The organism is Thalassotalea euphylliae (genome assembly GCF_003390375.1).
GTDB lineage: Bacteria > Pseudomonadota > Gammaproteobacteria > Enterobacterales > Alteromonadaceae > Thalassotalea_F > Thalassotalea_F euphylliae_A.
The window spans coordinates 2,887,715-2,913,027 of the sequence record NZ_QUOT01000001.1; the positions used below are offsets into that span (position 1 = coordinate 2,887,715).

Consider the following 25,313-nt stretch of genomic DNA (forward strand, 5'->3'; position numbering starts at 1 on the left):
ACATGAGCAGTACTTTAGTCCCAGCCCATTTGCCGCAAGATAGCCTTCCGGAAAATAACTTAGCGCAGAATAAGCAACCGCAGAATAATTTAGCCAAACGCGCTGTTGAAGTGCATAAGTTTGGTGGTAGTTCGTTGGCATCTATTGAATGTATTAATCGCGTTATCGACATTATTCAGCGCAATTGCCAGCTTGATGACATCGTTGTGGTCTCAGCTTCTGGTGATACGACGGACGATCTTATTGAAATATTTCAGCTTGCCACTGAAAACAGCGATCAGCTTCACCAAGCGATTGACGCGTTAAAGCAAAAACAACAAGCGTTAGCAAAAGGTTTGTTGAGTGATTCAAGTGTTGAGCCATTAACCACTGCTATTGAGCAAGATTTTGCGTTACTGGCAAAATGGCTACAGCTGGATATTCGAGCGCACGAAGCTGAACTATTAGCTTTTGGCGAGGTTTGGTCGGCAAAGCTGCTTGCAGCAGTATTAGCTGAGCGAGTCTGCCCGAGTTATGCGATAGATGCACGTGAATTTCTCGTGGTCGACAACGACGTTAATTGCCAAGTAGATTACAAACTTAGCCGTGACAATTTACAGCAACAATTAAATAGCCAGCAACTAACGGTGATCACCGGCTATATTGCTCGTGATAATCAAGGATTCCCTTGCACATTGGGTCGTAATGGTAGCGATTACTCAGCAACTATAGTGGCTGCATTTACAGATGCGCAAAACGTAACTTTGTGGACAGACGTAGATGGCATCTATAGTGCAGACCCTAGAGTTGTGCCGCTATCAAGAAAGCTGCATCGTGTACCGCGCACCGTTGCAAAAGAACTCGGTCGTTTAGGTAACCCAGTATTGCACGCCAAGACGCTTCAGCCGTTAGAACGAGTTGGCAGCCATCTGCATGTTGCCAGTAGCTTTGATCCATTAACCCCTGGCACAGAAGTTGGAGATTTTGGTCATATTGCGCAGCGAGAGTTGTCGGTAACGTATTTAAACGACTTGTTGCTTGTGCAGTCGCCAAGTTTAATCGGTCAACAAGGGCAATCGGCATTTGAGCAATTTAATGCTATTACTGGCGATATTAGCGCTGGGGAGCTAGTGATTCAGCTATCGCAGCAAAAAGCCGTCAGTGAATGGTTAGCGAGCTACGGTACTGAAATAAAATTTACACCAGTATCGCTAATGGCAGTTGTAGGTCATCAAGCATCAAAGCGCGCCAATGTTAAAGCGCGTTTTAAACGCGCATTGAAACAACAAAAAACCATAGCGATTTATAATAGCTTGCACTTAGATAGTATTGTTGCTGTGCTGCCACAAGCGTGCAGTGCCGAATTGCTTAATAGCGTTCATCAAGCTGTTACTAAAGATGCCAAACATATCGGCTTAGTTGTCGCTGGTTTAGGCAATATTGGTGAGCAATTTTTGGCGGGCTTACCGACCCAGTTAGAGCGTGTTAAAGCGCTAGAGAATGTGCACTTGGTCGGTTTGTTGTCATCACGTAAGAGCTTATACCAATTAGATGGTATTGAACCTGAACAGGCATTTACTTGTTTTGAGCAATCGGCGCAACCATATCAAATTGACCAAGTTGTTGAGCAATTAGCGAACCACCCATACGATGAGTTAATTGTTGTTGATATCACGCCGAGTGAAGCGTTCAGCAAATTGTATCCACAGTTGTTTAGCCATGGTATTCATGTAATTGGCGCAAATAAATGGGCTGCCTCAGCACCGCTTGCTGATTACCAAGAAATGCTTGATTTGGCACAGCAACATCAAGCCTTGTGGTTAGGCAATACCACCGTTGGGGCGGGGCTACCGATTAACTATGCGATTGACGATCTACAACAAAGCGGTGATCGCATTGTTGAAATATCAGGGATATTCTCTGGTACGTTATCTTGGTTGTTTGAGCATTATGATGGCAAGCAAGATTTTGCTAGCTTACTTAAAGAAGCACTGGCACAAGGCATTACTGAGCCAGACCCACGTGAAGATTTATCTGGTCGAGATGTTCAGCGCAAGCTATTAATTCTTGCGCGATTAGCGGGTTTTAGCTTGTCGTTAGATGATATTAGCTGTGAAAATTTGGTGCCTGAATCGCTTCGCAGTATTTCGTTGGCGGAATTTCTCGAGAGAGCAAAAGAGCTAAATGAGCCGTTTTCACAGCGCTTACACGCAGCGCAGCAACAAAGTCAGTGTATTCGATATGTGGCAAGGTTTGGCGCAACGGCCGGTCAGTGTCGTGCCGAGGTGAGTCTAGAAGCTCTACCATTGAGCGATGCATTTGCAAGTCTAACGCCTTGCGACAATATTTTTAAAATCGTAAGTGAGTGGTATCAAGAAAACCCACTTATTATTCGTGGCCCTGGCGCAGGGCGTGAAGTCACCGCAGGCGGTTTGCACTCAGATCTAGCCAACGCTTGTAAACAGCTTTCGAGTAAACAACATCAAGTAAAATTAAAGGGGATAAACTAATGACTTATAGCCATGCGCGACAAGTAGAATCACTGAATCAAAGTTTGAGTGAGATCAGCAGTGATATTAATGTGTCATTTGAATTTTTCCCGCCAAATTCCCCTGCAATGGAAACCACTTTGTGGAATTCGATTGAGCGTTTAGCGCCACTTAAGCCGAGCTTTGTCTCAGTGACATACGGTGCTGGCAGCGGCACGCGCGACCGCACGCATGATGTAATTAAACGCATTCAAAAAGAAACTGCGCTGTTGGCGGCGCCGCACTTGACCTGTATTGATGCTGGCCGTGAAGAGTTAGTTCAAATTGCCAAAGATTATTGGGAAAGTGGTGTTCGCCATATTGTTGCATTACGTGGTGACTTGCCAGATAGCAGTGAAAAGCCTTCAATGTATGCTGCCGATTTAGTTGAATTGTTAAAATCCGTCGCAGATTTCGATATTTCAGTGGCAGCTTACCCAGAAGGGCACCCAGAAGCGCCAAATCCGCAATTTGATTTGTTAAATTTAAAACGCAAAGTAGATGCTGGCGCATCACGCGCGATTAGCCAGTTCTTCTTCGATATTGAGTCTTACCTAAGATTTAGAGATCGTTGCGTGTCTGTCGGTATTGATGTCGAAATTATTCCAGGCATATTACCGGTAACTAACTACAACACGTTAAAGCGCTTCGCTGGTTTAACTAATGTTCATGTGCCTAGTTGGATGCCCAAAATGTACGAAGGTTTGGAAGATGACGAAACCACGCGTCGCTTAGTGGGCGCCAACATTGCCATGGAGCAAGTTAAGGTATTGCAAAAAGAAGGGGTGAAAGACTTCCACTTTTACACGCTAAATCGCGCCGAGCTTACTTATGCAATTTGCCACACACTGGGAATTCGTCCGAAGTAGATTTTTTACTTTTCCTTGTACTTATTTGCTAACACATACAAAAGGTTACTATTTAGGTAACCTTTTTTCGTTAAGCTAGCATGATTTGAGTTTAAGGTGCTTTTCACTTATGGTTAGCTGAAAAGCTACATAGCTCCGCAAGAATCAGCCACGTTTGTCGCATGAGTAAAAAGTCGAATCAATCCATATTAACTGCTCAGGTCACTAACTTACTCGACCGCATGTTTAAAACTAGTCCATTGAAAGACACGATCTTAGATGGTGCGCTAGAGTTTTATGAACAAGATCATGCGGTTAATCAAGCTGTCACGGCACTTGAAGAAAAAGACAAACAGACCTACAGCAAACAGGTGCAAGCCCATAGTCCAGCATCAGACCGCAGGCGAGCTGAGCAGGAAGCTAATTCGACACATCAACAACAGCAAGTGCGCTCTGCTCGTATTGCTCGCCATGAGAGATTCGATAATTTGTGTCTTGAGATTCTCGACCTGTGTGAAGGGGAGTCTTATGAAGAAACTAATCGGAAATCTGCGCAGCTACTGGGAACAGTACAACTGTTAACGCCAACCGAGGGAACTGGCATTGCGAAAATAAACGAGCAATACAAACCCTTATATAAAACCGTATTGATGTTGCGCCTGCTTGAGCGGCTGATTATTGATGGCGCGGTCAAAGATGCCTATATTCAAGAATTTCTAGGTGAATTCAGTGGTGAGCAGTTTATTCAATTTGCTCGCCTTGACGAAGAAGGCTGCAAACGTTTTCGCGATCAAGTAAAAATGCCCCTAATGAAGGCGTCTTTGATTCAAGATATTGGTACCTATCACCCTGAAGCTCAGCAGATTCTGTTTGGCCCTGACGGAGATAGCGATCCTTATCGCACGCTGTCAGTGGATGATCGCAAGCAGTTACTGCAAATCAACTATCGAGAGTCGATTAAGTTTCTCGTCGATGGGCTAGGTGCTGGTGAATACTTTGGTAATTCAAAAAAAGACCGCGAGATATTTCATCACCAAGAGCTGAGAAAACTTAAGTTTATCAAAAACATTCTCAAACAAGCGATTAATCCGAAAGAAAGCTTGGCGAATGTGATTAAAGTACCGCAAATTTACTGCTCAATTGTGTTATCAACCAAGCAGAACTACAAATACAAACTGGTCCCCAAGGTTTATCAGGCGTTATATCAAAATGCTGAGCGCGGTGTTTGTAGCGAAAAAGTCGTCGACAGCTTATATAAAATTACCGGCATGTTTCCACAAGGGTTTGGTATTACTTACCTAGCGCTTGACGATGCAGGCAATTCCCTTGAACGCTATGAATACGCGATCGTTAATCAGCTTTATCCTGAAGATCCTGAAGAGCCTATTTGCCGAGTCGCCACTCGACAGCTCACGTTTATTAGCCATGGCGGGGATATTCTGATCCGTAAAAGTGAAAACCTGTATTTTGCTAATTCTGCTAAACGACTTGCCAATATGAGCCGAGCGCGTTTGCAGGAAATACTGGAAAACCTCGTGTCGAATTATCAAGAACGTGCCGATCTCGATCTCATCCCACGTTGTTGGCACCCAAAAGAATACTTTTCAATTCGCAACAATCAAAAACTTTGGAACAAAGCGTCTTAACAGTTCGCTTGAACAAAGGCTAACGCTCGACAATAAGATTAACCTGAAAATAGTTTGCCTTCGCCATGAGTGCTCAACACTAACTTTTCATACTTAAATACCCTTTAGATAGTAATTTTTTACTGCTAGCTGCGCTTAATTCAGCAAAAATTTCTCACCTTTAAGCAGGGCTCACTTTCGGCTCACTAATTGTTATTGCCTATCTCTTTAGGCTAACTATTAATCAGCAAAACAAAACACAGATTTAGTAATAAATTATTCGTAAAATATTTATGTTGAAATGTTGCATAAAAATTCATGTGGTGTTACTTTTCTCGTCACAGTGTGAATAACCTGATTGAAGCAGGCTACGGAAACATCAACATGTATTCAAAGCTCCGACGATAAAGCACCAAGCTATGACCTAATTATCGCTGTTGGTCATTGCAAGATTGAGAATGTTTTGTCTGTTTGCGCAGTACCAAGTAGTCAAGAAAACAAGTTTAGCGTTAGTTTTGTACTGAGTTTTTTGTAAGTTAAATGAATACAATTGCAATTTTGGTGTTTTGATATGAAAGTCGCGGTTATTGGCGCAAGCGGATATGTTGGAGCTGAGCTGGTTGGTTTACTGCTACAACACGACAAAGTTTCGATCTCGCATTTAGTGGTATCGGAAAACAGTACTTCCAATGGATCATTATTTTCAGAGTTACATGCTCGCTGGTTGGGGATCTGTGATGTACCCCTCCAGGCTTTTTCAAAGCAATGGTTCGAAGCGGCTGTTGATGAGCTAGATGCGGTCTTTTTTGCTACCCCTCACGAATTTAGTGTTGAGTGGGCACAGGCGTTTATTGAACATGGCGTTCAAGTCTTTGATCTTTCTGGTGGCTTTCGCTTAAAAGAGCCTGCCGATTACCCGACATTCTATGGTTTCGCTCATACGAGCTTACGCGCATTAGCGCAGGCGCAATATGGCCTTGCTGAATGGTTGCCGGAAAACTTCACCGATAGCGAATTAGTTGCAGTGCCCGGCTGTTACCCAACGGCGAGTTTACTGTCGCTTAAACCTGTGATGACCAACCAATTGCAGCTTGCAGATAGTTTGATTGTTGTTAACGGCATTAGTGGCGTTAGCGGCGCTGGTCGCAATGGTTCGTTAGCGACTAGCTTTAATGAAGTCAGCTTGCGCCCATACAATATTCTTAAACACCGTCATCAGCCGGAAATCAGCCAAGAAGCTGGCGCGCAAGTGATTTTCAACCCGCATCTTGCGCCATTTAAACGTGGCTTATTGGCAACGGTCACTTTAACCCTGAATGCCAATGTCACTGCCGAGATGGTCGATCAAGCCTTTGTTAATGCTTATCAAGATCAGCCGCTAGTGCGCATTAAAAAGCAATGCCCGCAAATTGACGATGTTGCGCATACGCCATTTGCCGATATTTTCTGGCAATACGATGAAAGCAAGCAAGTGCTGGTAGTGACTACGGCAATAGATAACCTACTTAAAGGCGCAGCGTCACAAGCGGTGCAATGCTTAAATGCTAAACTTGGTTTACCACTTGGCTATTCATTGGTTGGTCAATTAACAGTTGCTCAATCAACGGGAGCGAATGCATGAAACCCCTAGTGATAAAAATTGGCGGTGCGATTTTAGAAAAAGCCGATGCGCTAACGCAATTATTGACGGTTATCGCCCAATTGCAGCAACAACAAAGTACGCCTGTCGTGTTAGTGCACGGTGGTGGCTGTGTGGTTGATGATATGCTCAAGCAAGCAGGCTTTTCCAGTGAAAAGAAAAATGGCCTTCGGATGACGCCAGCTGAGCAAATGCCAATTATCAGCGGCGCTTTAGCGGGTAGCGTGAATAAACAAATCGTCGCGACAGCTAGCCAAGTTGGCCTCAATGCGGTCGGACTTTCACTTGCTGATGGCAATATGGCCAGTTGCTCGTTAAATCCTGATGGCCTTGGCGCTGTCGGAATTCCAAAGGCGCAGCACAGTAAATTGCTAGACAGCTTATTAAAGGCTGAATTTTTACCTGTGGTTTCCTCAATTGGCATGATTGGTACGGTTAATAATGAAGCGCACGCTGGCGAGCTAGTCAATGTGAATGCCGACGATGCGGCCGTGGTCATCTGTCAGTTACTTAATGCCGAATTACTGCTACTAACCGATGTCAATGGCGTGATGGACGACACAGGTAGTTACCTTGCTGATCTCACCGAAAACCAAGCTTCAAAATTAATTGAAGCAGGGGTTATCTCCGGCGGTATGACCGCTAAAATCAATGCAGCTTTCTATGCTGCCAATCAATTACGACGAAGTATCGCGGTCGCCAGCTGGCAAGCACCAGAGCAGATTTTAACCTTGCTCTCTGGCGCAGCTATTGGTACCCGCATTATTCCCAGCAACGCTGCCTAGTTAGGAAGCTGTACGGCAGCCTCTTACTTAGTTAGCGGCTATGCAAACGAGCCAGAAAACAGCAGCTAACTACGAATATTTGATACTTTTTTAGGGCGCTTTTACTCAGTGCCACGTTAGGAATTTAAGATGACAATCTCACATTTTTTAGCCGACGATTTGCAAAGCAAGTCGCAAATTTTAGATCTGATCGCACTCGCTAAAACCATTAAAGGCAGTCCTGCTGAATACAGCCAAGCGCTAGCGGGAAAATCGGTGGCGATGATTTTCGAAAAACCATCACTGCGTACCCATGTGAGTTTTGATATTGGCATTGCCAAGCTGGGTGGCCACGCTCTGTATTTAGGCCAGCAAAATGGCAAATTGGGTGAGCGTGAGCGCGTCAGTGACTACGCGAAAAACCTATCTTGTTACGCCGATGCGATTGTTGCGCGCGTATTTTCCCATCAATCCATTACTGGCCTTGCTGAGCATGCTAGCGTGCCGGTTATTAACGCGCTGTGTGATTTGTATCACCCGTGTCAGGCACTGGCTGATTTTGTCACGCTTGCCGAACAGTTTGATGATTTGACTCAGGTCAAGCTGGCTTATGTGGGGGATGGTAATAATGTCTCTAACTCTTTGATGTTAGTAGCGGCCATTTTAGGCGTTGATTTCACCCTCGCTTGCCCAGAGGGTTATGGCCCAAATAGCGAGATGTTTGCCAATGCACAAGCACTCGCTGAACAATCAGGCAGCAAGCTAGTATTAACCCACGATGCTTCAGCCATTGGCGCGCAAGATGTTATCTATACTGATACTTGGGTGTCTATGGGCGACGATACAAAATTTGCCGATATTGAAGCGAGCTTTATGCCGTTTCAGGTCAATCACGCCATGATGGAAACTACAGGTGCAACTAAGGTATTGCATTGCCAACCAGCACATTTAGAGCATGAAATTACGACCGCGCTATTTGACGACGAAAAATACTCGATTGTTTTTGAACAAGCGGAAAACCGTATGTGGGCGCAAATGGCGGTACTGGTCACACTATTTGCGAACCAGTAACACAGTATTTCGACGAGCAGATTAAGTACAAATTTAGTAAACACAGATTAATAAAGAATTTTTAGGTAACGAACATGGCATTAGCAAAGAAAAAGCAAATCAAAAAAGTGGTATTAGCATATTCAGGTGGCTTAGACACCTCGGCAATTATTCCGTGGTTAAAAGAAAACTACGACGGCTGTGAAGTGGTCGCCTTCTGTGCCGATGTTGGTCAGGGTGATGAAGAGCTTGAAGGCATCAAAGAAAAGGCGATTGCCTCAGGTGCCTCTGAATGTCACGTGGTTGATCTCAAAGAAGAGTTTGTTAAAGACTACATTTACCCAATTTTAAAAACGGGTTCAGTTTACGAAGGCCAATACTTATTGGGCACATCAATGGCGCGCCCTGTTATAGCGAAAGCGCACGTTGAAGTGGCGCTAAAAGTCGGTGCCGATGCCGTTTGTCACGGCTGTACCGGTAAGGGTAATGACCAAGTACGTTTCGAGTCTTGTTTCGCGGCACTTGCGCCAGAGCTTACCGTGATTGCGCCATGGCGTGAATGGGACATGGTTTCGCGTGAAGACCTGCTTAACTACTTGGATGAGCGCAATATTCCTTGCTCAGCGTCACTGACCAAAATCTATAGCCGTGATGCGAATGCATGGCACATTTCACACGAAGGTGGTGAGTTAGAAGACCCTTGGTGTGAGCCGTCAAAAGAAGTGTGGACCATGACGGTAGATCCGATGGATGCACCTGATACGCCAGAGACAGTGCAATTAAGCTTTGACCAAGGTGAACTTACGGCCGTTGATGGCAAAGCCCTTTCAGCGTATGAAGCGCTCGTTTACCTAAATGATAAAGCTGCTGCACACGGTGTTGGTCGTATTGATATCGTTGAAAACCGCTTAGTCGGTATGAAGTCACGCGGCTGCTATGAAACACCGGGTGGTACGGTGTTAATGGCCGCTTACAAAGGCTTGGAAACCCTGATTCTTGATAAAGAATCACTGAAGTTTAGAGAGTCAATTGGCCTTGAATTTTCGCACGTGATTTACGATGGCCGTTGGTTTACGCCACTGGCAAAAGCACAACTAGCTGCTGCGGCATCGCTTTCTGAAAAAGTCACCGGTGATGTGGTAGTGAAACTCTACAAAGGCACAGCTACGGTAACCCAGCGTCGTTCACCAAACAGCTTATACTCAGAAGAGTTTGCGACCTTCGGCGCTGACGAGGTTTACGACCAACAGCACGCAGAGGGCTTTATTCGCTTATTTAGTTTATCGAGCAGAATTACCGCTATGAACCAAAAAGGCAAATAATCGCTTAAGCGAATCAAGTAAAAGCAAACTCAGTTAGTTGTCAAGAGAAAGCAAAGGTTAGGAGAAAGACTATGGCATTGTGGGGCGGCCGGTTTAAAGAAAAGGCGAGCGTACAATTTAAGAAATTTAACGACTCATTGCCGGTTGATTACCGCATGGCGGTGCAAGATATTGTTGGCTCGATTGCTTGGGCTGGGGCGCTCAATCAAGTAGGCGTGTTGTCTGATGACGAAGTAGCACGCCTTGAGTCAGCACTATTGGAGCTTAAAGCATCGGTAGAAGAAAATCCGAAACAGATTTTATTGTCTGATGCGGAAGATATTCACAGTTGGGTGGAAGTTCAACTGATTGAAAAAACCGGTGACTTAGGTAAAAAACTGCACACAGGCCGAAGTCGTAATGACCAAGTAGCCACTGACCTTAAGCTTTGGTGTAAAGAAACGGGCGGCGAGTTACTTATTGCCTTAGTGAACTTACAGCAAGCGCTAATGAACCTCGCCGAGCGTGAATCCAATACTGTATTGCCGGGTTACACCCACTTGCAGCGTGCTCAGCCAGTGACTTTTGGTCATTGGTGTTTAGCCTATGTAGAAATGTTCGATCGCGATATTGGTCGGTTAAAAGACTCGCTCTATCGTTTAGATGTTTCACCATTAGGCTCAGGTGCGCTAGCGGGTACTGCTTATCCGATTGACCGCGATAAGTTAGCACAGAACTTAGGTTTTCGCGCTGCGACACTAAACAGCTTGGATGCGGTTTCAGACCGCGACCATGTCATTGAGCTACTGTCGACGGCCAGCATCAGCATGATGCACTTATCGCGCTTCGCCGAAGATTTAATCTTCTACAACTCGGGTGAAGCAGGCTTTGTTGAGATGTCAGACTTGGTTAGCTCTGGCTCAAGCTTGATGCCGCAAAAGAAAAACCCAGATGCCTGTGAACTGATTCGCGGTAAAGCGGGGCGTGTCTTTGGCTCACTAACGGGCATGTTGACCACCATGAAAGCCTTGGCGCTTGCATATAATAAAGATATGCAGGAAGACAAAGAAGGCTTGTTCGATGCTCTAGATACTTGGCAAGAATGTATGGAAATGGCGACGCTAGTGGTTGAAGGGCTGAAAGTAAATAGCGCGAGAACTCTAGCTGCTGCGCAGCAAGGTTATGCTAATGCCACTGAGCTTGCCGATTATCTTGTTAGCAAAGATATTCCATTCCGTGAAGCGCATCATATTGTCGGTGAAGTGGTACTGGCAGCCATTGATAAAGGTGTACCGCTGGAAGATCTGACGTTAACCCAGTTACAAGCATTTAGCGACAAAATTGAGCAAGATGTCTACCAACACTTATCAATTGAATCGACCCTAGATAAACGTGAGGCACTAGGTGGTACCTCGCGCTCGCAAGTACAAAAGGCGATTGCTCAAATGCAAAAAGGCCAAACAATACAAACCGATATTCTTAATGAGCAAGTGGTCGGTGCGCCGGGTAAACAGCAAACTAAGCTGGCACTTAAACAAGTGCAACAACGCTTAAATGCGCAAAAAGCGGAAGCTTTCTCGGTCCGTCGCGCACGGATGTCAGATATTGACAAGATTCATCAACAAGTTGCTTACTGGGCAGATAAAGGTGAGATCTTAAGTCGTACTCGCGAAAATATTATTCACGATATTCAAAACTTTGTTGTCGCCGAAGTGGAAGGGCAAGTAGTGGGCTGTGCGTCGCTGTATATTTATGAGCCGGGGCTAGCTGAAATTCGCAGTATCGTGGTTGATGATAGCTGGCATGGTCAAGGGCAGGGGCAGGCATTGACACAATACTTGCTGGAATTTGCCCATATGATGGAGCTCGAAACCATTATTGTGCTGACTTACATTCCTGATTACTTCGCTAAGTTAGGTTTTAGCACCATTGATAAGTCGACACTGGCGGACTACATCATTGAAGATAGCGAGCTAAGCCCGAATCGTCATCCAGAAGATGAGATTGCCATGGCTTATCAAGTGTGCCGCGTAGCGAGCTAGCTCACGTTTGTTATCGATTAAATTGTAGAGGAAAAGTCTTTAGTGCCAGCTTCACACGCGCGTCAGCAATTAAGTCAGAACGCTAATACTGAAAAGAGCGAAAAAAACCAAGACTACGTAAAGTGGTTTAGAAACGCTGCTCCCTACATTAACGCCCATCGCGGTAAAACTGTGGTGTTAATGTTTGGTGGTGAGGCGGTGCTGCACCCAAACTTTGCCAATATTATTCATGATATTGCCTTACTGCGAAGCCTTGGCGTAAAGCTAGTGATTGTCCACGGTGCGCGCCCGCAAATCGCAGAGCGTGCCGATTTACTCGGTGTCGATCAGCAGTTTGAACGGCATCTACGTATTACCGACCCGAAAACGCTGATGGCGGTCAAAGATGCTACAGGTTCACTGCGCGTTCATATTGAAGCCCTACTAACCACAGGATTAGCAAACTCGCCAATGCATGGCGCGCAAATTCGCGTTAGTACTGGTAACTTTGTGATTGCTCGCCCGATTGGTGTCAAAGAGGGGGTGGATTATCAGCACACGGGGCTTGTGCGCCGTATTGATACCGAAGCCATTAATCGCCAATTAGACTATGGCTCAATTGTCTTGCTTTCACCTGTTGGTTATTCCACCACAGGTGAAGTGTTTAACTTGGCGCTGGAAGATGTTGCTACACAAACGGCGATTTCATTAGGGGCGGATAAGCTGATTACTTTTACCGAAGATGATGGCTTACTGGATACTGATGGTTCGCTGATTCGTAGTTGTAGTGTCGGTAAAGTCAAAGAGTTATTGGATGCTTATGGTAAGCAAGAAGTGGATCATGTGCGCCAGTTATTGCTACGTGCCATCATTCAAAGTGGTGAAAACGGCGTAGAACGTTGTCACTGTGTGTCGTATCAAAGTGATACTGCGCTGCTGCAAGAGCTGTTTACCCGTGATGGCGCAGGCACCTTGATTGCCAAAGATCATAAAGAGCATATTGCTACCGCCTCAATTGATGATGTTGGCGGTATTTTAGAGCTAATTCAGCCACTTGAAGAAGAGGGCGTACTCGTACGCCGCTCGCGCAAGCTACTAGAAACAGAAATTGATCGCTTTATCGTCTTGAAAAAAGAAGAAGTGATTATTGCCTGTGCCGCGCTATATCCCTACCCAGAAGCTAAAGCGGGTGAATTAGCCTGTGTGGTCATTCACCCAGATTACCGCAAAGGTAATAGAGGCGAGCGACTGATCGCTGCTGTTGAGGCCTTTGCCAAGCGTCAAAAACTAGAGCAGTTGTTTGTACTTACTACTGTAAGTGGTCATTGGTTTAGAGAGCAGGGGTTTATTGAAACCAGTATTGATGAATTACCGGAAGAGAAAAAGCAGATGTACAACTACCAACGTAAGTCTAAGGTGTTGGTAAAAGGCATTGCGTAACACGTTCCCTTAGCGCGTTTATACTTTGCCCAAGTGAGACTTTCGGTAAAGTAAGTAAACTTAACGTGGTGACAATTTAATAGGGCTGCTTTGCGCAGCCTTTTTCATTTCTAAATGCATACCTTTTAGGCACTATATTTGCTATACAAGCGATGTTGCTTTTCAGCGTCAATTCTAATTAAAAGTGCTAACTAAAAGCAGCGATAAGTGTCATTAAGTGCGAACAAAGATAGTGGTATTGTGCGTTGTGGTCTATGACAGCCCCTCATAAATTTACTGTACCCATGATTCTGCGCTTAATTGAGCTTCTTATAACGATGGAAAATTTAATAAGCAGTTAAGGTAGGATTTCCTTATGAATAAATTTACTAAGTTAGCGCTTCCCCTTGTTTTTTCTACAATTGTGACAACGGCAAATGCTGGACTTATCTCTGGAACACATGAGTTTAAAAACGATTTTGGTCAAGCTCAACAAGTTGAGCTACAAGACTTAGAGTGGTTATCACTTGATAGCACCTTTGGTATTGCGCGTTTGGATATTGAAAACCAATCGTGGACTGATAACAACGGTGCTATTTGGCAAGCTGATGACTGGCGTTTTGCAACGCGTCAAGAAACCAACACTCTATTGAATTCACTGTCAGGTGGATTAGTCGATGGGTACAGTGTGAGCAACTTCTATGGCGCCACTTGGTTTGCTGAAAATTTTGGTACTAAATCAATATTCAGTAATAACTTTAATGATGCACAAATAGCCTGGTTTAACTATGGTGCAACGAACGCCTGTAGTGATGATTCTGCTCGCACGTGTCAAGGGCAGATCAGAGCCTATGCTGATGCCAAAGATCCCTCTAGCACAGTAGGTCTTCCAGCCAGCCAAAACATTCTAACGGGCAATATTTTTAGCTCTATTTTTGACCCGCTAAACCACGCTGGTGTTGGCTATATCGCTGAAAATGATGGCGCTGAATTTGGTCTTAGAAGCAGTGCAACAACAAGTATAATTAGTGAAAGACATTTCGCTGTTGCCAACTTACTCGTTAGAAATGCACCTGTCGATGTACCTGAGCCTGCCCCGATAGGTCTATTAGCGAGTGCATTAATAGGATTAGGAATTATGCGTAAACGAAGCGTTCAAAAATAACTTTCTAATGCTAGTTTTATAATTGATGTAAGCCGAATAGAGCAATCTATTCGGCTTTTTTAATGTCAAAATTCTTAGTGATTCAATTATATTGGATAAGGAATAGCAGGTAGATTTGGCGTCGCTAATGACCACAAAAACTACCAATATAAACGGCTACAGATACTGGTTATCTAGTCTCCGCGATTGCTTATCCATACTGTTTGATAAGGCGCTAACTCTATCGCTTGAGTGAGATCATCAAAATTTTGCCCTGAAATTAAGTCCACCCAATGTTCAGTAATAATCAAGTTCAGTTCTGAAATAGGTAATTCTTGTGTCTGATCGGTCACATTGGTTATGCAGAAGATGCTTTGTCGACGATCTTGGCTTTGACGCCAAAAACCAAATAAGTTGAGCCCTAAATGCAGCGTAAACTGCGTCGCATTAGGATGAAACGCCTTTTGTGCGGTGCGAATATCAATTAGCGTCAGCATTTGTTTTAGTACATTGGCATGCGGATTTGTTTCATCGGCGAGTTGTTGTTCTAACGCCTCATAATTCCAACGGTGGCGATTAATGGCGCGATTATGATGGGTGTTCTTTAGTTTCTCATAATCGTTGCGCGTGCCAAGTAAACTGTGAATATAAATACCTGGAATACCTTCTAAACCAAGCATAATTATATGCGCACAAATAAAGCGCTGCATGCCCCACTTATCAGGGCCATTAACTGTGCCTTGCAGAGCGTCAAACAAAGAAATATTCATCTCATAGGCTTTCTGTTCGCCCGATTCACTGGTGCGCCATGAAATGGCACCACCAAAGTTCTTCATAGTATTGATCAGCAATGATATTTCTTGATCGCTCAATAAGCCTTCCGCGGGTCTTAAGCCGATGCCGTCGTGTGAAGCGATAAAGTTGAAGTAAGTAGTGCCATCTTGCGCGGGTGGCATACTCATTAACCAACGCTTTAAGTACAAGCAGTTGCCTGTGATCAGGGTATTAATCAAGAGTGGTGGCAATGAGAAATTGTAGATGCAGTGGGCTTCGTTAGCATTGCCAAAATAGGTCAGATTTTGGGTATTTGGGATGTTGGTTTCGGTAATAATTACCGCATCGGGTTGCGCATGCTCGATTAGCGTACGCAGTAAACGCACGACCTCATGGGTTTGCGGTAAATTAATCGAAGGTGTGCCTGCAATTTTCCATAAAAAGGCAACGGCATCCATACGAAATATACGTACACCATTGTCTAAATACAGGCGAATAATTTTAACGAATTGGCTAAGAACTTCAGGATTGCGAAAATCTAAATCCACTTGATCGTGACTAAAGGTACACCAAACATATTGTTCACCTTTGGCAGTTTCCGTTTTGCGTAACAATTGGGAAGTACGCGGGCGAACTACCTGACTTAGCTCGTCATGCGGAGAAGCAGTAAAGAAGTAATCATGACCTTGTCCTTCACCTTTGACAAAGTTGTCAAACCACAAACTGCGTGACGAACAATGGTTAATTACCAAGTCTGACATTAACCGCTTTTTATTGGCAATTGCGGTGATATCTCCCCAGTCACCTAATGCTTCGTTGACTGATGAGTAGTCAATGACAGAAAAGCCATCATCGGAGCTGTAAGGGAAAAATGGCAAAATATGAATGCTATTGATGTGATCTTGTAGGTAATTGTCAGCAAAATGTTGCAATGTCACCAATGGCTTTTCATTTTCTTTTAGTAATGAGTCACCATAGGTGATCATCACTACATCTTGTTCAGACCAATGGTTAGAGTAGGGAGCCGGCGGCTCATCTTGCTCGCTCAAGCGCATGGTTTGAATAAGACTAAAGGCTAGCGATTGATAACTGATATCGAGCTCAACATCAGCGTAAATTACTGCTAGTTGCTGCGTTAGCTTGTTAGTTAACACCTCCAATGTGCTGTTGGTACACTCTGCCATTTTATTGCCTACTTTTTACTAAACTAAGAACTGAACTACTCACTGAATTAAGCATTGAGCTAAGCACGAATAAAGCCCATTATTTTGGGATAAATTCTAAATTGTCTTGCTCTACCGCTTCTTTGAGCTCATTTAAAATATTGGGTTCTGCGCTGATCACACGGTTCCACGTTGGAATAAATGGCGTTTCCATTGGGTTCTCAAGGAAGGTTTGGCCAGCATTCATAATGTTTTTCGCGAACATCTCTACTGCCGCCTCTTCATTGTGAATATCTAGTGATAAACCGTTCATTAGCGCATCGTGGCGATAAGTTTCTACGTAGTCGAGCGCAATACGGAAGTAGGTTGCTTTGATTGAGCGGAACGTTTCAGTGCTAAAAGTATGACCTTGAGTAGCAAGTTTACGGAAGAACGCTTTAGTAATATCGATCGACATTTTGGATAGGCCAGCTTCAGCGTTATCCAGTGACAAGTCTTGATGCTTATGATCATAAACATCAGCGATATCAACCTGACAGATACGGTTGGTGGCGTAATTGCGGTGCATTTCACTTAATACACCAATCTCTAGGCCCCAATCACTAGGGATTCTGAGGTCATTTAATACATCGCGACGGAATGAGAATTCGCCCGCTAATGGGTAACGAAAACAGTCCATATAGTCGAGATATTCATTCGGACCAACAACGCGTTTTAGTGCACGAATAAGTGGCGTAACCAATAAGCGAGAAACGCGACCGTTTATTTTGCCATCGGCAACGCGAGCATAGAAGCCTTTACTGAATTCATAGTTAAACTGAGGGTGTGCAACTGGATAGAGCAAACGGGCGAGTAAGTCTTTTTCGTAGGTTAAAATGTCGCAGTCGTGCAAGGCAACAGATTCGGCGCGATTAGATGCCAAGATATACCCCATGCAGTACCAAACATTACGCCCTTTACCGAGCTCTGTTGGAGCCAGACCTAAAGCTTGCAGCTTGGCATCAATCGCTTTTAATCTTGGCCCATCATTCCATAGTACACGGTGGTGTTGTGGCAGTTTGTCAAAAAACTCTAAGGCGTAGCGATATTGGGCTTCATCGGCGCGATCTAGGCCGATAACGACCTCTGATAAATAAGGCACTTGCGCTATTTTGTCGATAATTTTTGCCAGCGCCGGCCCTTCTAATTCGGAAAATAAAGAGGGTAATAATAGACCTAATGGGCGTGTTTGATTAAAACTGACAAGCTCTTTTTCCATGTCTTCGTATGAGCGTTGGCCTAGATTGTGTAACGTAGTAACACTGCCATTTTGATAAAAATCAGCCATGAGAAAGTTCTCCCGTTGGTTTTGTGGGGTTGGTGGCAAGCGCTGAAAAATCGATGATGAAGTTTAATGCTTCACTCCAACCGATTGGCCCATAGCCTTGAGTTTGGTAGATAAAATTTATTTTACTGGTGTTAAGTGGTGGGTAGGTGTGAGTCGGTGATTTAATTTGCACGGCGATATCTGCTGCCTCTAGCATCGCAGTATCGTTGCCACTATCACCAAGTGCAATCACATTCACATTCGCCAACTGAAGTTGGTGTTGATATTCGCCTGCTAGCCAGTTCATGGCTTTACCCTTATCACATGCATCACACAGATGAATAAAGCGGCCACCCAAAAGAATGTTGGCACCTAACGCTTGAGCGGCATTGATAAAAGCGTGCTTTTCATTTTCGCCGCCACGCCAGAGTACAGGCTCGCCATATTGGCGTTGATTTGCCAGCTGCGCATCGGCAAGACTTAGCCCTGTGACCTTGGCAATTTCTTCAATGCTCATTGCTGCAAAATGGGTAAAATATTGACCAAACTCTGGCTTTAATTGCTCTGCTATTGCAATGTAATTTGAGCGCGGAGAGCTAAAGGTTTTTACCCAAAAAGGCGGTTGTGACTCGCAGTTATCAGGTTGCTTAGTAAACAAGGATGTTGGGATATAAACGGCCGCACCATTCTCAACAATAAAGGGGCCATTAATGGCCATTGCTTCATACAAATGTGTGACTTCCTGAACTGTTTTGCTGGTTGTAGCAATGACTGGAATTTGATGCGCTTTAAGCTTTTCCAGTGTCGGCTCTGCCGCAGCGAAACTGTAGTTGTGATGGTCGAGCAAGGTGCCATCAAGGTCAGTGAAAACCATAGGTAAGGCATTATTCGCCGTTATTGTCATCTTAAAACCGTCCTACGGTGGCGTTAATATTACGCTCTTGGTCTAACTCAAACACGAGATTGCAGCGTTCGGGTAATGTCGCTAAGGCGTGCTCTGTTAAGCGTTGAAAGTACGCGATAAAGTCCATCACTTGTGACTTGGACATTACCTTGTTTGCGGTTTCCTTAGTATTAACGATAGCTTGTTGGGCTGCCAATTTTTGCTCTTGTTGCCAGCGCCACTGGGCAACACAATCAAAGCTAGGTGCTTTGAGCATCAGCCAACTATTCATCAACTGGTAAAGCGGTTGATAGTAGTTAGCAAGTTGCTCATTCACATAGTTACGCCAAGTAGCTGTCGCATCTGACTTTGCTTCAAGTGAGTTAATTGCTGGCGCAAGTTCTGCCATTGTTTGCGCGGTAACGCCCCAGCACCAACCTTCAAAAATAACGACTTCAGTATTTTCTGGTGAATCCGACCAGTCTGTCTTTGGCGCAGGATTATCTTGTGCCTTGTCAAACCTAGGAAGTAATGTTTGTTTGCCCGTTTTTAGGGCATGCAACGTATTGGCGAGTAAGGTGATATCGTGCGTGCCGGGTACGCCACGTGTTGCTAATAACGGATGAATGTCGCTTGCTAATTGTTGTCGAGTGATGCGGTCAAAATAAAAATCATCTAGCGATAAATTCACAACTGAGAGTTGCGCTTGCTCGGTTAAATAGTGAAATAGGAATGACGCTAAGGTTGATTTACCTGAGCCTTGGCAGCCATTAATACCTAAAAACAATGGCTTGTTGGGTGAGTTTGTAACTTTATCCGTCAGATGCTTGGCAAGTGGCATAAAATGCAGCCGAGCCGTTTGCTCAAAACTCGCTGGTAGTTGGTATTGCTCAATAAAGTTGCTAAGCATTGGAGCCTGATAGATTTGTCACAGTTGTAAATATACTAACAAGCTTTATGCCAAGCGGTCGAATAACAATTTTATCATTTATAAACAGCTATTTATCTACTTTTTGAAAAGGGTGGATAGCAACAAATAATACTCGTTTGCACTAATATTGTGCAGCACCAGTTTGGTGCTGGTAAATCGCATTGCACGAACAGAGTATTGGAATTTGTTAATAAACTAGTTTTCTAAACATAATTAGAGAAGCACAGTAGAAAGGCGTATGGGAAAGGTATAGAAGAGATAAGTAACAGAGAGGCTCAGCAGAAGCACATCATCTTACAGGTTCTGCCAATAGACTATACTTTTCTGGGCTATTCAATACTACCGTTACTAAGCCAAGCTGGTAACAACACCTTAATTACCAGCTCTGACTAAGAAGTGTATTCGCTTTTTATACCGTCGTTAGATTAACGCTAGAATATTTCTTGTTCAGCGGTTTCGTCACCATCAAGAATAATACTGCTATCGTCAACCTTAATATACTCGGTTGGTGCTGTGCCGACTTCAAAATATTCGAATATGCTACTCTTATCTGTTTTGGTGGTCAGCATGCCTGACTGCTTGTCGATACGAACAGAAACAATATCTTCTGGAGGCTCAAAAGGTTCAACTGGCTTATCAGCAAGCGCAGCTTTCATAAATGTAATCCAAGCTGGCTGTGCTGACTTTGCACCTGCTTCGGTACCTGTGATTTGGTTTTTGCCTAAATTACTGTTGTAGCGGGTTTTACCTAAGTTACGGGTATGATCGTCAAAGCCAATCCACGAAGTTGCCACAATGCGGCGACTATAACCTGAGAACCATGCGTCTTTCGCTTCATTTGTCGTTCCCGTTTTACCAGCAATATCTCTACGTTTAAGCGCTCTAGCGCGCCAACCTGTGCCTTGCCAGCCCGGTGTTACAGACCAATCTGCACCCCATACAGCACTGTTGAGTGCTTGGGTAATTAAGAAAGCATTTTGTTTACTAATAACGCGCTCCGCCGTTTGCAATGGCTGCTCTCCTGCTATGTCTGCATCAACAGCTTGTATTGCCGTGGGGCGTTCAACATCGTTTATCATCTCAGTTGCTATGGTTTCTGGAGCAACTGGGTTGGCGAATTGATAACAAGGTAGATCACAGGCCAAAGCTGGGTTAGCTTGATAAACAATATGGCCAAAAGAATCTTCAATACGTTCGATAAAGTATGGTTCTATTAGGAAGCCACCATTAGCGAAAGTCGCAAAGCCGGTTGCCACTTCAAGTGGTGTTAGCGATGCTGATCCTAACGCTAATGACTCGTTTTCGGGCAGCTCGTCAGGGACGAAGCCAAAGCCCGACAAGTGGTCAATTATCTTGCCAAGACCCACATCACGTAACAAGCGCACAGAAATAACGTTTTTAGACTGTGCTAAAGCGCGCTTAACTCTGATTGGACCGTTATATTCAGCCGGTGAATTTTTTGGTCGCCAAACAACACCTGAACGACGATCCCACTGATTGATTGGCGCATCATTGACTAAGGTGGCAAGCGTGTGATCGTTTTCAAGCGCTGCTGAATAAACAAATGGCTTTATGTTCGAACCTACTTGACGTTTTGCTTGTGTAACACGATTAAATTGACTTTGTTTAAAGCTGAAGCCCCCGACAACGGCTTGAATTGCACCATTGTCAGGTGACAATGCCACCAATGCGCTACTTACTTGTGGTAGTTGGCTTAAACGGTATGCACCTGACTGCTCAACAACATAGACAAGATCGCCGACATTAACGACCTCACTTGCTAGTTTAGGTGCTGGACCTTGTTTCTGATCGCTAATAAATTCCCGAGCCCAGAATAGCCCTTGCCATGGCAGCTCAATAGAATTACCTGAACTCAAAACGGCAATAGCACTTTGCTCAAGTACACCAATCACAACCGCAGGTTGTAAGTTTTGGTAGCTAGTAACGCTCGCCAATGCCTCTTGAATTTCTACTTCAGAAAGTGGGGTATTGAGCTGTGCAAGCTGTTCTTCGGTTAGCGTGTTTTCTTCTTCATCTAAACGCGGGCGCAACGCTTTAATAGGGCCGCGATAGCCATGACGCTGATCATAACTTAGTAAGTTACTTTGTACCGCGTGTTGTGCTGCCTTTTGCAGTTTAGCAGGAATGGTTAAATAAACTTTGTAGCCACCAGTGTAGGCTTCTTCTTTGCCAAAACGGGTGACCATTTCTTGGTGCGCCATTTCAGCTATATATGGTGCGTCTAATGTAATTTCTGCCCCGTGTTTTTTAGAGGTAATCGGCGCAGATTTAGCGGCTTGGTATTCCTGTTCATTAATATAGCCGCTTACTAGCATTCGCTGCAGTACCACGGTGCGACGATTTATGGCACGTTCAGGTCTGCTAATTGGGTTAAGTGTCGATGGCGCTTTGGGTAAGCCTGCCAATACCGCAATTTGCGCTAACGTTAAGTCATTGACCTCTTTACCGTAATAAACCTGTGCGGCTGCGCCAAAACCAAACGCCCGATGACCGAGTTCAATTTTATTCATGTAAAGCTCGAGGATCTCGTCTTTGGTGAGCAAGCTCTCGATATGAAAAGAAATAAATATTTCTCGGATTTTACGCGTGTAGGTAATTTCTCGGGTCAAAAAGAAGTTGCGAGCAACTTGCATGGTGATGGTGCTTGCACCACCTTTATTTTGACCCATAAGTTTACCCACAATGGCTCGGCCCATGCCGATGGGGTCAACACCAAAGTGGTTATAGAAACGGTCGTCTTCGGTGGCTAAAATCGCTTCAACTAACTGTTTAGGAAATTCATGTAGCGACAAGGGAATACGCTTTTTTTCACCAAACTGTGAAATCAATTCACCGTCCTGGCTGAAAATCTGCATAGGTGTTTGCCAGCGCATATCTTTAAGCGAATCAACGCTTGGCAAGTCATCTTTCATTGACCAATAAAGGGCACAAAGAGATACAGCCCCTATGGCACTTAGCGCAACAGCGACTTTCGCTAAATTTTTAAATGAAAACACAGAAAAAGCTCAAAAATTGACAAAATTTTATAGGTTAGGGCTAGTATATCGTGTAAAACCATGTAATAAATGTATTTATGCGTATATTATGACTAAAATAATTACAACTATAGATTTAGTAGGAAGTTATGCTAAGCAACTTATGGAAAAAGAAAGCATCAATGATGGTTGGGATCGATATCGGTTCTCATGCTGTCAAGGCGGTGCTATTGAGTCAAGGAGATGATGGCTACACCTTAGAAGACTACGCTATTGAACCTATGCCTCGCGGCGCTATCATTGACCGCGAAATCCAAGATATTGAAGCTGTTGGCAAAGTTATTGCCAAAATTCGCAAACAAATTTCCTCTTCTGTCAAACAAGCTGCTGTTGCTGTTTCTGGGCAAACAGTAATTACTAAAATTATTTATATGGATGTTGCGCTAAGCGATGATGAACTTGCTGGCCAAATAGAGGTTGAAGCTGACAGCCTAATTCCATACCCCCTTGATGAAGTTAGTTTAGATTTCGAAAAGCTAGCGGTTAACGAGTCAGATCCTAGCAAAATTAACGTGCTATTAAGTGCTGCTCGTACCGAGTCTGTTGAGGCGAGAGTTGCCGCACTCGAAGCTGGCGGTTTTGCAACTAAAGTTGTTGACGTTGAGTCATACGCGATTAGCCGAACGTTTGATTTGTGTATGGCGCAGTTGCCAGAAGATGCAGATAAGAAAATGGTTGCCATGGTCGATCTTGGTGCCACCATGACCCTGTTTTCTGCCACTAATCAAGGTGAGCATGTCTATAGCCGTGACCAAATTTTCGGTGGTGAACAGTACACCCGTTCAATTGTCTCTTACTACAATCAATCTTTTGAAGAGGCTGAATCAGCTAAAGTTAAAGGCAAATTGCCACCTAACTACCGATTTGAAGTGTTAGCACCATTTCATACGATTTTGGTACAGCAAATACGTCGTGCTATTCAAATGTTTTTGACTTCTAGTGGCCATGAAAAAGTTGACTATTTAATTATTTCAGGCGGCACAGCCTTGGTTGAAGGGGTGCAAGAATTGCTTACCGAGGAATTAGGTATATTTACTGTTGTCGCTAACCCATTTGAAGGCTTGGAAATGGGTGACAATGTAATTGAGAGCGAGTTAAAGCAGGTCGCACCTCAGTTAATGGTAGCAGCAGGGTTAGCGTTAAGGAGTTTTACGCCGTGGCATATATAAACCTTCTTCCTTGGCGCGAAGAAGCGCAACAGGCAAGGAAAAAAGAATTTATTAGCATATTAGCCTTTGTCGGGCTTTTTATGTTTTTAGTCGTTTTTGCGATCAGCAGCTACTACCAAGCGCAAGTTGATGGCCAGCTGGCTCGCAATCAATTTCTTAAAAATGAAATTCAAATTCTTGATGTACGTATCGCTGAAATCAAAACTCTGAACGAGAAAAAGGATGCCCTACAAAAACGTATCAGTGTAATCGAACAGCTGCAACGTAGTCGAAACGTTGGTACGCAAGTGCTTGATGAAATTGCCAAGATTATTCCTAATGGGATTTATCTGACGAAACTGGAAAAGCAAGGTAACATTATTCACTTAACTGGTAAGAGCGAGTCAAATAACCACTTAGCGAATATGATTCGTGAAATTGACTTATCTGACTTGTTCACCGATGCGACACCTGAATCAATTATTACTGATGAAGAAGCAACTAAGTTACTTAGTGATTTTAAAATGCGTGTGACCATCAAAGGCCTTGTGGGTGACCTTGATGCCGCTGTTGACCAAGCGTTTCAAGGAGGCAATTAATGGAGTTTGATTTTCGTAATTTTGCTGAACAGTTTGACAACCTTGAACTAGATAATATCGGCGAATGGCCTATTGCAGCTAAAGTAGTGTTGACTATCTTTACAGCTATAGTTGTCTCGGCCTTATCTTATGTTGCTATGGTCAGCGACAGAATAACCACATTAGAACGTGTTCGTGCGGAAGAAGTTACGCTGAAGCAAGAATATGAGTCTAAATATCATGTTGCGGCTAATCTTGAATTATTCCAGCAGCAGATGGCAGAGGCAGAAAGTATTTTTGCAAATCAACTGCGTAGCTTGCCAGAAAGTCATGAAACACCGGGCTTACTTGACGATATTACCTTTGTTGGTACAACCAGCGGTTTAGATTTTGTCAAACTAAATTGGCAGCCTGAAATCACCAAAGAGATTTATATTGAATTGCCTATCGATATTGAAGTTATTGGCGCATATCACGAATTTGGTAGTTTTGTGAGCAAAATCGCTGGCTTGCCGCGAATTGTAACGCTACATGACTTTACAATAAATATTGCACAAGTCAGTAACGAAACGCTTAACTTAAAACTACAAGCGAAAACTTATCGTTATCAGGAGGCCGGTCAGTAATGAAAAGATTAGCCTTATTGTCGCTGTTAGTGCTTACTGGTTGCTTTGATGATACTAGCGACTTAAAAATTCACATTGCTAAGGTTAAAGCCAATGCGAAAAGCTACATTGAGCCGATGCCAGAAGTACCGACTTTCAACCACTTCGAGTATGCGGCAATAGACCTAAGAAGTCCCTTTGTCGCACCGCGCCCTGAAGTTATTCAAGAAAAATTACAACAAATTTCTGGCTGTTTAAGCCCAGACCCTCGCCGCCGTAAACAACCGCTGGAAAAGTTTGCTCTGGGTGACTTAGTGATGCGTGGCACCTTGGGTGAAGGTGGTGTTACTTGGGCTTTAGTTGAAGCCTCAGATAGTACCTTGCACAGAGTTTCGATTGGTAACTATGTCGGTTTATACAATGGCAGAATTACAGAAGTCGACTCTCAAAGTGTAAAAGTTATCGAATTAACCCCTGATGGTGCAGGCTGTTGGGTAGAACGTGAAACCGAAATTGAAATGATAGAACTGGACAGTCAAAGGTAAAGGAAG

At 44.0% G+C, this 25,313-nt stretch carries 19 protein-coding genes; 14 read left to right on the top strand and 5 right to left on the bottom strand.

Annotated features, from left to right (window positions below; genetic code table 11):
• The first annotated feature begins 2 nt into the window (after nucleotides 1-2).
• From metL to DXX94_RS12820, 10 genes are all read left to right on the top strand, one after another.
• Nucleotides 3-2,489: a bifunctional aspartate kinase/homoserine dehydrogenase II gene (gene metL / locus DXX94_RS12775; RefSeq protein WP_116016421.1), complete on the top strand. Its 2,487-nt coding sequence runs from the start codon at nucleotides 3-5 to the stop codon at nucleotides 2,487-2,489.
• Nucleotides 2,489-3,376 (top strand): methylenetetrahydrofolate reductase, encoded by an 888-nt coding sequence (gene metF / locus DXX94_RS12780; protein WP_116016423.1) that lies wholly within the window; start codon nucleotides 2,489-2,491, stop codon nucleotides 3,374-3,376. The genes metL and metF overlap by 1 nt, the downstream gene beginning before the upstream one ends.
• A 161-nt stretch (nucleotides 3,377-3,537) precedes the next feature.
• Nucleotides 3,538-5,001 (top strand): hypothetical protein, encoded by a 1,464-nt coding sequence (locus tag DXX94_RS12785; RefSeq protein ID WP_116016425.1) that lies wholly within the window; start codon nucleotides 3,538-3,540, stop codon nucleotides 4,999-5,001.
• Between the two features lie 550 nt (nucleotides 5,002-5,551).
• Nucleotides 5,552-6,601 carry an N-acetyl-gamma-glutamyl-phosphate reductase gene (gene argC, locus DXX94_RS12790; protein WP_116016427.1) on the top strand — a complete coding sequence of 350 codons (1,050 nt, stop codon included), beginning with the start codon at nucleotides 5,552-5,554 and terminating at the stop codon, nucleotides 6,599-6,601.
• On the top strand, nucleotides 6,598-7,404 hold the full coding sequence (argB, locus tag DXX94_RS12795) for an acetylglutamate kinase (RefSeq protein WP_116016429.1): 807 nt from the start codon (nucleotides 6,598-6,600) through the stop codon (nucleotides 7,402-7,404). The genes argC and argB overlap by 4 nt, the downstream gene beginning before the upstream one ends.
• Before the next feature lie 135 nt (nucleotides 7,405-7,539).
• The gene (locus tag DXX94_RS12800; RefSeq protein ID WP_374188849.1) at nucleotides 7,540-8,454 is read left to right on the top strand and encodes an ornithine carbamoyltransferase; all 915 of its coding nucleotides are present in this window, start codon (nucleotides 7,540-7,542) and stop codon (nucleotides 8,452-8,454) included.
• A gap of 74 nt (nucleotides 8,455-8,528) precedes the next feature.
• Nucleotides 8,529-9,755, top strand: coding sequence for an argininosuccinate synthase (locus DXX94_RS12805; protein WP_116016432.1), 1,227 nt, complete (start codon nucleotides 8,529-8,531; stop codon nucleotides 9,753-9,755).
• Nucleotides 9,756-9,826: 71 nt separating this feature from the next.
• Nucleotides 9,827-11,776: an argininosuccinate lyase gene (gene argH / locus DXX94_RS12810; RefSeq protein WP_116016434.1), complete on the top strand. Its 1,950-nt coding sequence runs from the start codon at nucleotides 9,827-9,829 to the stop codon at nucleotides 11,774-11,776.
• 42 nt (nucleotides 11,777-11,818) lie between these two features.
• On the top strand, nucleotides 11,819-13,195 hold the full coding sequence (gene argA / locus DXX94_RS12815; protein ID WP_116016436.1) for an amino-acid N-acetyltransferase: 1,377 nt from the start codon (nucleotides 11,819-11,821) through the stop codon (nucleotides 13,193-13,195).
• A gap of 355 nt (nucleotides 13,196-13,550) precedes the next feature.
• Nucleotides 13,551-14,339, top strand: a complete 789-nt coding sequence (locus DXX94_RS12820; protein WP_116016438.1) for a PEP-CTERM sorting domain-containing protein — start codon at nucleotides 13,551-13,553, stop codon at nucleotides 14,337-14,339.
• A gap of 173 nt (nucleotides 14,340-14,512) precedes the next feature.
• Here DXX94_RS12820 and DXX94_RS12825 read toward each other — a convergent pair whose 3' ends face one another.
• The 5 genes from DXX94_RS12825 to DXX94_RS12845 all read right to left on the bottom strand — a co-directional run bounded on the left by DXX94_RS12825 (nucleotide 14,513) and on the right by DXX94_RS12845 (nucleotide 22,392).
• Entirely contained in the window at nucleotides 14,513-16,276 is a 1,764-nt protein-coding gene (locus DXX94_RS12825; protein WP_116016440.1) for a sugar phosphorylase, read from the bottom strand.
• Between the two features lie 79 nt (nucleotides 16,277-16,355).
• Nucleotides 16,356-17,582 carry a glycosyl transferase gene (locus tag DXX94_RS12830; RefSeq protein ID WP_116016442.1) on the bottom strand — a complete coding sequence of 409 codons (1,227 nt, stop codon included), beginning with the start codon at nucleotides 17,580-17,582 and terminating at the stop codon, nucleotides 16,356-16,358.
• Complete coding sequence (locus DXX94_RS12835; RefSeq protein WP_116016444.1) at nucleotides 17,575-18,465, bottom strand: HAD-IIB family hydrolase; 891 nt, start codon at nucleotides 18,463-18,465, stop codon at nucleotides 17,575-17,577. The genes DXX94_RS12830 and DXX94_RS12835 overlap by 8 nt, the downstream gene beginning before the upstream one ends.
• 1 nt (nucleotide 18,466) lies before the next feature.
• The gene (locus DXX94_RS12840) at nucleotides 18,467-19,354 is read right to left on the bottom strand and encodes a P-loop NTPase fold protein (protein WP_116016446.1); all 888 of its coding nucleotides are present in this window, start codon (nucleotides 19,352-19,354) and stop codon (nucleotides 18,467-18,469) included.
• A gap of 452 nt (nucleotides 19,355-19,806) precedes the next feature.
• Complete coding sequence (locus DXX94_RS12845) at nucleotides 19,807-22,392, bottom strand: penicillin-binding protein 1A (protein WP_258872162.1); 2,586 nt, start codon at nucleotides 22,390-22,392, stop codon at nucleotides 19,807-19,809.
• Between the two features lie 128 nt (nucleotides 22,393-22,520).
• Here DXX94_RS12845 and DXX94_RS12850 point away from each other — a divergent pair, with 128 nt between their 5' ends.
• Genes DXX94_RS12850 through DXX94_RS12865 form a run of 4 tightly spaced genes read left to right on the top strand, consistent with a single transcriptional unit; the run spans nucleotide 22,521 to nucleotide 25,307 of the window.
• Nucleotides 22,521-23,600, top strand: coding sequence for a pilus assembly protein PilM (locus DXX94_RS12850; protein WP_116016448.1), 1,080 nt, complete (start codon nucleotides 22,521-22,523; stop codon nucleotides 23,598-23,600).
• Nucleotides 23,588-24,178, top strand: coding sequence for a PilN domain-containing protein (locus DXX94_RS12855; RefSeq protein WP_116016450.1), 591 nt, complete (start codon nucleotides 23,588-23,590; stop codon nucleotides 24,176-24,178). Before DXX94_RS12850 ends, DXX94_RS12855 begins: the two co-directional genes overlap by 13 nt.
• Entirely contained in the window at nucleotides 24,178-24,783 is a 606-nt protein-coding gene (locus DXX94_RS12860) for a type 4a pilus biogenesis protein PilO (protein ID WP_116002000.1), read from the top strand. The genes DXX94_RS12855 and DXX94_RS12860 overlap by 1 nt, the downstream gene beginning before the upstream one ends.
• Nucleotides 24,783-25,307 carry a pilus assembly protein PilP gene (locus DXX94_RS12865; protein WP_116001999.1) on the top strand — a complete coding sequence of 175 codons (525 nt, stop codon included), beginning with the start codon at nucleotides 24,783-24,785 and terminating at the stop codon, nucleotides 25,305-25,307. Before DXX94_RS12860 ends, DXX94_RS12865 begins: the two co-directional genes overlap by 1 nt.
• The last annotated feature ends 6 nt before the right edge of the window (nucleotides 25,308-25,313 follow it).